Annotated in this window: 7 protein-coding genes; 4 read left to right on the plus strand and 3 right to left on the minus strand. The window is 65.5% G+C overall.

The features are described 5' to 3' along the window. The first annotated feature begins 47 nt into the window (after positions 1–47). Together LOC59_RS08330 and LOC59_RS08335 are read left to right on the plus strand one after the other, a co-directional pair. Positions 48–1,316: a Mur ligase family protein gene (locus tag LOC59_RS08330; RefSeq protein WP_229971421.1), complete on the plus strand. Its 1,269-nt coding sequence runs from the start codon at positions 48–50 to the stop codon at positions 1,314–1,316. Beyond that, on the plus strand, positions 1,313–2,053 hold the full coding sequence (locus tag LOC59_RS08335; protein ID WP_229971423.1) for a type 1 glutamine amidotransferase: 741 nt from the start codon (positions 1,313–1,315) through the stop codon (positions 2,051–2,053). Before LOC59_RS08330 ends, LOC59_RS08335 begins: the two co-directional genes overlap by 4 nt. A gap of 291 nt (positions 2,054–2,344) precedes the next feature. On the opposite strand, the gene LOC59_RS08340 is transcribed toward LOC59_RS08335, so the two are convergent. The 3 genes from LOC59_RS08340 to LOC59_RS08350 all read right to left on the minus strand — a co-directional run bounded on the left by LOC59_RS08340 (position 2,345) and on the right by LOC59_RS08350 (position 5,072). Next, entirely contained in the window at positions 2,345–2,890 is a 546-nt protein-coding gene (locus tag LOC59_RS08340) for a dihydrofolate reductase family protein (RefSeq protein ID WP_227895677.1), read from the minus strand. A gap of 57 nt (positions 2,891–2,947) precedes the next feature. After that, entirely contained in the window at positions 2,948–3,484 is a 537-nt protein-coding gene (locus LOC59_RS08345; RefSeq protein WP_231713653.1) for a GNAT family N-acetyltransferase, read from the minus strand. 349 nt (positions 3,485–3,833) lie between these two features. Continuing rightward, the gene (locus tag LOC59_RS08350; RefSeq protein WP_229971427.1) at positions 3,834–5,072 is read right to left on the minus strand and encodes a CapA family protein; all 1,239 of its coding nucleotides are present in this window, start codon (positions 5,070–5,072) and stop codon (positions 3,834–3,836) included. 126 nt (positions 5,073–5,198) lie between these two features. Between LOC59_RS08350 and LOC59_RS08355 the strand changes: the two genes are divergently transcribed. Together LOC59_RS08355 and LOC59_RS08360 are read left to right on the plus strand one after the other, a co-directional pair. Further along, a complete protein-coding gene (locus tag LOC59_RS08355) occupies positions 5,199–7,220 on the plus strand; it encodes a M3 family metallopeptidase (protein ID WP_229971429.1) in 2,022 nt (673 codons plus the stop codon). Between the two features lie 4 nt (positions 7,221–7,224). Then, positions 7,225–7,938 (plus strand): GNAT family N-acetyltransferase, encoded by a 714-nt coding sequence (locus LOC59_RS08360; protein WP_229971431.1) that lies wholly within the window; start codon positions 7,225–7,227, stop codon positions 7,936–7,938. The last annotated feature ends 113 nt before the right edge of the window (positions 7,939–8,051 follow it).

The following is an 8,051-nucleotide window of genomic DNA, read 5'->3' on the forward strand; positions in this document are numbered from 1 at the left end:
GGGTGCCTTCCGGTCCGGTTAGTGACCGTGGGATATATTCGGTATCCATGAGTTCTTTCTCCATCCTGGTCGGCAAACTGGTCCGCGGCGCCTCACGGCTGCGCGGCGGAGGGTCCGCCCTTCCCGGCCTGGTGGTGGAGAAGATCGACCCGGATTTTATCCGCCGGACGCTCTCCACCCTGCCCCTCGGCGTCGCCGTCGTGTCCGGAACCAACGGCAAGACGACCACCACCAAAATGGTGGTGGAACTGCTCGAAGGCCAGGGCCTGAAGGTCTTCACCAACCGCACGGGAAGCAACTTCACCCGCGGCGTAGCTGCCGCGTTGCTCGGTGAGGTGAACCTGCGCGGCCGCCTTGATGCTGACATTGCGGTGCTGGAACTCGATGAAGCGCACGCTGTTCACTTCGTGAAGCTGATCCAGCCGCGCTACGCCCTCCTGCTCAATGTCCTGCGCGACCAGCTGGACCGGTTCGGCGAGATAGACAAGACCACCCGCCTGCTGGAGCAGATCGCCCTGGCGACGACGGACACCGTGGTCCTGAACCGTGAGGATCCCAGGGTCGCGTCGATTGCCGATTCGCTGACCAGCCAGAAAGTGACGTACTTCGGGCTTGACGCGTCGCTGCGCAGCACCTTCCCGAACGACGACGAGATGCGCGGATCACGCTCCGAAGCCATCGCCGCTGCCCAGCCCGCCGACGTCGTGCTGACGCGCGTTGCCGAAGCTGACGCTGACTTCGTGGTGGACGGAACCCCCACCACCACCGGGCTGAAGCTCCGCGGCGTGTACAACATCTTCAACGCTGCCGCCGCCCTGGCCTTTGCCCGGCAGATCCTCGGGCCGAAGGCAGACCGTGCCAAGCTGTTCGAGTCCCTGGCCAACGTGGAACCGGCGTTCGGGCGCGGGGAATCGCTGACCGTGAACGGGGCGCCGCTGGAACTGGTGCTCGTGAAGAACCCCTCGGGCTTCCGCCTGGGCCTGAAGTCCTTCGCGGCGCACGGCTACGCCACCATGATTGCGATCAATGACAACTACGCCGACGGCCGCGACATGTCCTGGCTGTGGGACGTGGACTTCGACACCCTGTCCGGCGGCGTCGACATGGTGGCGGGCGTCCGCGCCTATGACATGGCGCTGCGCCTGAAGTACGACGACGTTCCCGTCCGCGGCGTCGACACTGACATTCCCGATGCGCTGGCGAAATTCATCTCCTCGGCGGGAAGCCAGCCCATGCGGATTTTCTGCACTTACACGGCCATGCTTGCCGTACGCCGGGAACTCTCCAAGATCACGAAGGTTGAGGTTGTCTCATGAGCCGCGACATCCACATCCTGCAGCTTTACCCGCGGGACATGAACATTTACGGCGACTGGGGCAACGTCCTGGTCCTGAAGCAGCGCCTGAAATGGCAGGGCTACAACCCGGTTGTCACCGAGTACAACCCCGGCGACGAGTTCCCTGCCGACGTCGACCTCATTGTTGGCGGCGGCGGGCAGGACAGCGGCCAGGTGGTGATCCAGCAGGACCTGCAGGCCCTGGCGCCGACATTGCGCAGCCTGGCCGACGACGGCCTGCCAATGCTGGTGATCTGCGGGCTCTACCAGCTCTTCGGCCGGTTCTTCAAGACCCACGACGGCGTCCTCATCCCGGGCATCGGTGTGCTGGACATTGAAACGCACGGCGGTCCGGACCGGCTGATCGGCAATGTGCACTCGGTCAGCGATGAGTTCGGTGACATCCACGGCTACGAGAACCACAGCGGGCAGACCTTCCTGGGCCCGGATGCGAAACCCCTGGCGCTGGTCCGCAAGGGTGAAGGCAACAACACCAAGGACGATACCGAGGGTGCCCGCTACCAGAACGTCGTGGCCAGCTACCTCCACGGTTCACTGCTGCCCAAGAACCCGGCCATTGCTGACTTCCTGATTGAGCAGGCCGTCACCCGGCGCTGCGGTTCCTATGAACCGGCTCCCGTCCCTGATGCGGACCTTGCCGAACTGGCCCGCCTGTCCGAACTGGCCCGCTCCCACGCTGCCAACCGCCCCCGGTAGTTTGTGCCGGGGGTCTCCCCGATGCGGATTCTCTCCCTCCGGGTGCCGCGCTTCCCACCCCTCGTTACCCCTGTGACAAATGGGACCCCAGCAGGCACCACCCGCCACAAGCAGTGGGATCTGTGCACGCCAACCCCGTAAGGTGACGCCTCGAGACCGCCGGACGGGCCGGGTTAGGCGGCTTTAATACTCCAAGCGAGCTCTGCGAGCGAAGGAGTTTCGTTGCCGCCGTTCCGGCCCGCCCGGTGGAGCCGGACTGTGGCGGAGCCGCCCGCCCCGGAGCAGCAGGACCTAACGAAGAACCCGGTACCGCAGATGCACGCCGCCGTTGCCGAACGACGCGTTCTCCACCAGCTCAAGGTTGATCCGCTGGTTCAGCCCTTCAAACAGCGAGATGCCGGCACCCAGCAGGATCGGAACGACGTGAAGCTGGATTTCGTCCACGAGTCCGCGCTGCAGGCACTGACGGGAGATCTTGCCGCCCAGCAGGCTCACCGTTTTGTCCCCGGCGTCAGCCATGGCCATGTCGACAGCACCGGCGATGTCATCGACGACGAACGTGTACTTCACCCCGTCCTTGACCACGGGTTCCTGCGCCTCATGCGTCATCAGATAGACCGGCACTCCCGGCAGGCCGCCGTAGGGCTCTTCACCGTCTTCGACTGTCCGGGCCCGGTTAGCGCCACCGACGACGGCGCCGATCTCGCCGACAACGCGGTTCACCAGTGCGGTGTCCTCGTCACCCGCATCGACGTCGAACATCCAGTCCACTCCGTCGTCCGGATCTGCCATGTACCCGTCGAGCGTCACCGTTGCATGAATCAGCACGTTTGCCATTGCCTGCTCCTTTTTCGGCCAGCCGTTGGACCAGGCGGCGCTTAGTTGCAGGCCGTTCTACAGGCTGACGGCCGCGAGATCCAGCGCAGGAGCAGGATCGGTGGCGAGCCGGGCATGTGTTTCCACATCGAAACGCACGCCTCCGTACTCCAGCTTTGACCGTTCTATCCCCTCAGGAAGAAAACCAGCCCGCTTTGCCGCGGCACAGGACGCCGGGTTATTCAGCCGGTGCCCCAGCTCAATCCGGAACAGGTCGAGCTCCTGAAAAGCCCAGCTCGCCACACCCGCAGCAGCACGCCCGGCGAGTCCAAGTCCTCGGCCATCACTGGCAATCCAGTACGCGAGCCAGGTTGTGCGGTGCCGGCGATCTATGTGGCTGAGCCCAACGTTTCCGACTGCCCGTCCGTCCACATCGATGGCGAAGCTGCACATACCGGAGTCCGGGTCCCAAGCCAACGTGGAGCGGATAAAAGCCATTGCGGCGTCCACGTCATGGACGGCCGAGCGGTCCAACTGGGTATCCAGATCAGGAGTCGACTGGACAGCAGCGAACAGGCAGGCTGCATCATCCGGCTGCCAGGGTCGTAGCGTCATTCTCACCAGCCGAGGCTAACAGCAGCTGTCCCTTCACGGCCCAAGATTCCGTACCGCCCCCCCCCGCTGTCCGCCGGGGCACCCACGCACTAACAGACCACACCGGGCCGTGCGACTGCCGCCGGTACCTACGCACCCACAGTCCACACCGGGCCAGGCGACGGATGCGTCCCGCTGGCACCCACGCAGCCGCAGGCCGGTCCGGGTTAGGCGGCTTTAATACTCTCTGCGAGCCCTGCGAGCAGGGAGTTTCGTTGCCGCCGTTCCGGTCCGGCCTGCGGCGGTCCGGCCGCGGCGGCACCCGCGGCGGTCCGGCCCGCCGCGGACCCGGCCAGTGGACGGCCAAAGCTCACCGCTTCGCCACATCCTCCGACACCAGCCATTCGCGCGCCCCATCCTCGCCCGCTCCCATCGACTCCACGACGGAAACCGTCCGCTGGCGTACCTCGGCCTGCTGCCCTTCTGAAGCACACGGCCCCTGCGGCAGGTCAGCTGCCACGGAGCACCAGCGGTACGGGTCGCGCACAATGACGGACGGCGCCCAGGCCAGGTCGGAAACGCGCCAGTCGGCGCCGTCGTCCTCTTGGACGAACTGCGCCCTCACGATCAGGCCCTCGTTGTTCACCGCGTACCAGGGCGAGAGCTCCGTGACGGCATTGCCCAGGCCGTAGATGATCCAGGTGCCGTTGTAGTTCTCGATCGGCAGCACGGAGTGGGTGTGGTGGCCGTAGATCAGGTCGAACTCTCCGCTGTCGGCCAGGGCGTGGGCGGTTTCCATCTGCTGGCTGTTGGGTGCGGAAGCATACTCGTCGCCCGCGTGAATCCCCCCGATGACGAGGTCTGCCCCCTGTTCGCGTGCAGCCTTGGCCCGCTGGATCATGTCTTCGGCGTCCAGCATGTCCACCTGCCAGGGGTACTCGGCGACCAGTCCGTTCAAACCGTAGGTCGCTTCAATAATGCCGATCCGGGCCCCGGACGTGTCCATGATCAGCGGGACCTGGGAGTCCTCCTCCGATGCGTAGGATCCGGTGTGTTCCAGTCCCAGCGAGTCCAGGACCGACAGCGTTCTGTTCAGCCCCTCAGTGCCGGCGTCGATGGTGTGGTTGCTGGCCGTCGTGCAGGCCTGGTATCCGACGGCGGCAGCCGCTGTCAGGATCTGCGGCGGTACGTTGAACATGGGATACCCGGCGTACGGTCCGTCCGCTTCGGCAACGGGGGTTTCCATGTGGCAGACGGCCAGGTCGGAGCCCGCGACGTAGGCGCGCATACCCTCCAGCAGGGGTTCGAAGTCCAGCGGCTGTTTTCCACCCGTCCGCGCATCGGCGGCGGCCTGGTCCCAGAGCTGCGGATGCACCAGCAGGTCACCGGTGAGCATCACGGTAGTGCAGCGGATGCCCGGACATTCGGCGCCGGCTCCCGGTGTCACAACCGGTTCGGGAGTTTGGCTTGGAGCTTGTGACGTCGTGGACGGCGCTGCAGCGGACGGCGTCTCCTCGTCTCCGGAGGACGCGGTGCACGAGGTCAGTGCCAGTCCAAGGGCCAGAGCAGTTGCCGCGAGTTTGGCGGCGGTCCAAACTGTCGTCTTCATCGTTCCCCCCGGAACACTCGTGACCGCCTGCGGAGCACCCGTGCGGGTACCTTCTGGTGGTCAGGGATGAGCATACGCGGCCCGTCGGCTGGTTGCGCGGGGGCGCGTATGAAAGTCTTGGTTTTCATGAGCAATGCCCTTCTTTCACCCAGCGCCCTGCCGTATGAACTGCCGGATTTCACGGCCATCGCCGCCAAGGATTTCATCCCTGCTTTTGAAGCCGGGATGAAAGAACAGCGTTCGGAGATCGACGCCATCACCGCCTGTCCGGAACGGGCAACCTTCGAGAACACCATTGCCGCGCTGGAGCGGTCCGGCCAGATCCTCTCAAGGACCTCCGCTGTGTTCTTCAACGCGGCGATGTCCCACGCCACGGCCGAGGTCCAGGAAGTTCAGAAGCAGGTGGGCCCGCTCCTTTCGGCCCACGAAGATGCCATCTACCAGGACTCCGCGCTCTTCGAACGCGTCAGCTCCGTGCCCGGGGACGGGTTGGACGATGAGTCTGCCCGGCTGTTGGCTGAATACCGGCGCAGGTTCCTGCGCGCCGGCGCCGCACTGGACGACGCCGGCAAGGCCAGGATGCGTGAGCTGAATACCCGCCTGGCGGAACTGGGGACGGCGTTCTCGCAGAAACTGCTGGCCGACACCAATGAGTCCGCCCTGGCGGTGGATGACGAGTCCGAGCTGCAGGGCCTCTCCCCCGATGACATCGCCGCCGCGGCCGCAGCTGCCGGCGAGGCTGGGTCCAGCTCGAAGTACCTTTTGACCCTGATCCTGGCAACACCGCAGCCCGCGTTGGCACGGCTGAAGAACCGCAGCACCCGGCAGCGGCTTTTTGAAGCCTCGGTCAATCGGGGTTTCCGGGACAACGACGGGAACACCCTCGGCATCGCCGCCGAGATGGCAGCCCTCCGCGCCGAGCGTGCAGCCCTGCTGGGCTACGACAGCCACGCCGAATACGCGGTCGGGGACCAGACCGCACCTACGATCGGTGCCGTCCATGACATGCTCTCCAAACTGGTGCCCCCGGCGGTCCGCAATGCCGGCGCGGAGGCGCAGAAGCTGCAGGTTGCGGCTTCGAGGGACGGAATCCATGAGCTGCAGCCGTGGGACTGGGCCTACTACTCCGAGCAGGTCAGGCGGGAAGAATTCGCCGTGGACCTGGATGCGCTGCGTCCCTGGTTCGAGCTGGACCGGGTCCTGAACGACGGCGTTTTCTTTGCCGCCAACCAGTTGTACGGGATCACCTTCACCGAACGCCCGGACCTCACCGGCTACCATCCTGACGTCCGGATCTGGGAAGTCCGGGATCAGGACGGCAGCGGACTTGGCCTGTTCCTGGGCGACTACTTCACGCGGGAGACCAAGAGCGGCGGCGCCTGGATGAACGAATTGGTGTCCCAGTCCCGGCTTCTGGGCAGGAAACCGGTTGTGGTGAACAACCTCAACATCTCCCGTCCTTCCGAAGGCGAACCGGCGCTGCTGACCTTCGACGAGGTCGTCACCGCCTTCCATGAATTCGGCCATGCCCTGCACGGTTTGTTCTCCGACGTCGAATTCCCCTTGTTCTCCGGAACCGCCGTGCCGCGGGACTTCGTGGAATACCCCTCGCAGGTCAACGAGATGTGGATGCTCTGGCCCGAGGTGGCAGCCAACTTCGCCCGCCACTACCAAACCGGCGAACCGCTTCCGCAGGAAACCCTCGACCGGATTCATGCTTCATCGCTCTGGGGCGAGGGCTTTCGCACCACGGAGTACCTGGGAGCCACCCTGCTTGATCTCGCCTGGCACGAACTGTCCGCGGGCGAAGCGGTAACGGATCCGGAAGCCTTCGAAGAAAAAGCCCTGGCCGACTCAGGAGTCAGCCTCCCGCTGGTGCCGCCGCGCTACCGGACCGGATACTTCAAGCACATTTTCGCGGGCGGCTATTCGGCTGCGTACTACTCCTACATTTGGAGCGAAGTGCTCGACGCCGACACCGTGGAGTGGTTCCGGGAAAACGCCGGTCTGACGCGCGCCAACGGCGATGCGTTCCGGAGCAAGCTGCTTTCGAAGGGCTACTCGGCCGATCCCCTGGAGTCCTTCCGCAACCTGCGGGGCCGGGACGCGGAAATCGGCCCGCTGCTGGCCCGCCGAGGACTGTCCTGAGGCCATGGCAACGATCGCGTCTTGCCAGCGCCTGCAGCATGCCTGGTTTACCGCCCTGGCATCAGCGACAGGCGGCCGCTCGTTCGGAACACATGAGTCACGCTGGGTGTGGCTTCCGGCCCGCCGCCAGCTCATGCTGATGTTCCCGGACGAAATCTCGGCTGCAGGAATCCGTCCCGGACTGGCTGAAGGATCCCGGCTCGGGGCTTCCTCAGTTACGGCGTGGCTGGGCGGGTCCGTGGACCCCGCACCGCTGGAGGCTTTCGGCTTCCGCCGCGGCCCGCAGACCTGCTGGATGACGGCACCCGTGCATGCACCGCAGGCGTGGCCCGGCACGGCCGCCGCGGTGGAGATCCAGCCGCCGGAGGTCTCCGGCGCAGATGCCGAGGAGCTGCGGGTCGGGCATTCGCAGCCGCGGCAGGCCTGGCATATCGCTGCCCGTGATTCCGCCCGCATGACCGGGCGGGCCTACGCCTTTTATCCCAGCGGGATTGCCGGGCTGTCCGAGGTCGGCGGAATCTTTTCCCTGGCTGTCGGAGCGTCGAGCCGGCGGCGCGGCTTCGGAACGGCTTTGCTGAGTTCCGCCGCTGCTGCTGCCGAAGCCGCGGGTGCGAAGGACCTGATCGTCAACGCGACGGCGCCGGGACAGGACCTTTGCGCTGCCCGCGGCTTCTCCCTGGTGGGCCGGGGGCGGACTTACACCATGGCGATCGGCTAGCGGGAAGCAGGACGCAGGACACAGCAGAGCGAAGCAGGAAACGAGAGACACAGAACAGCGGCGGGGGCACCCATTTTTGTTGTGGGGCCCCCGGTCGTAAAATTTTTGTGTGG

This window comes from Arthrobacter sp. zg-Y916, assembly GCF_020907385.1.
Lineage (GTDB): Bacteria > Actinomycetota > Actinomycetes > Actinomycetales > Micrococcaceae > Arthrobacter_B > Arthrobacter_B caoxuetaonis.

Coding starts and splice junctions, on each gene's coding strand:
- LOC59_RS08330 (WP_229971421.1), top strand. CDS start 48: ATGAGTTCTTTCTCCATCCTGGTCGGCAAACTGGTCCGCGGCGCCTCA.
- LOC59_RS08335 (WP_229971423.1), top strand. CDS start 1,313: ATGAGCCGCGACATCCACATCCTGCAGCTTTACCCGCGGGACATGAAC.
- LOC59_RS08340 (WP_227895677.1), bottom strand. CDS start 2,890: ATGGCAAACGTGCTGATTCATGCAACGGTGACGCTCGACGGGTACATG.
- LOC59_RS08345 (WP_231713653.1), bottom strand. CDS start 3,484: ATGACGCTACGACCCTGGCAGCCGGATGATGCAGCCTGCCTGTTCGCT.
- LOC59_RS08350 (WP_229971427.1), bottom strand. CDS start 5,072: ATGAAGACGACAGTTTGGACCGCCGCCAAACTCGCGGCAACTGCTCTG.
- LOC59_RS08355 (WP_229971429.1), top strand. CDS start 5,199: ATGAGCAATGCCCTTCTTTCACCCAGCGCCCTGCCGTATGAACTGCCG.
- LOC59_RS08360 (WP_229971431.1), top strand. CDS start 7,225: ATGGCAACGATCGCGTCTTGCCAGCGCCTGCAGCATGCCTGGTTTACC.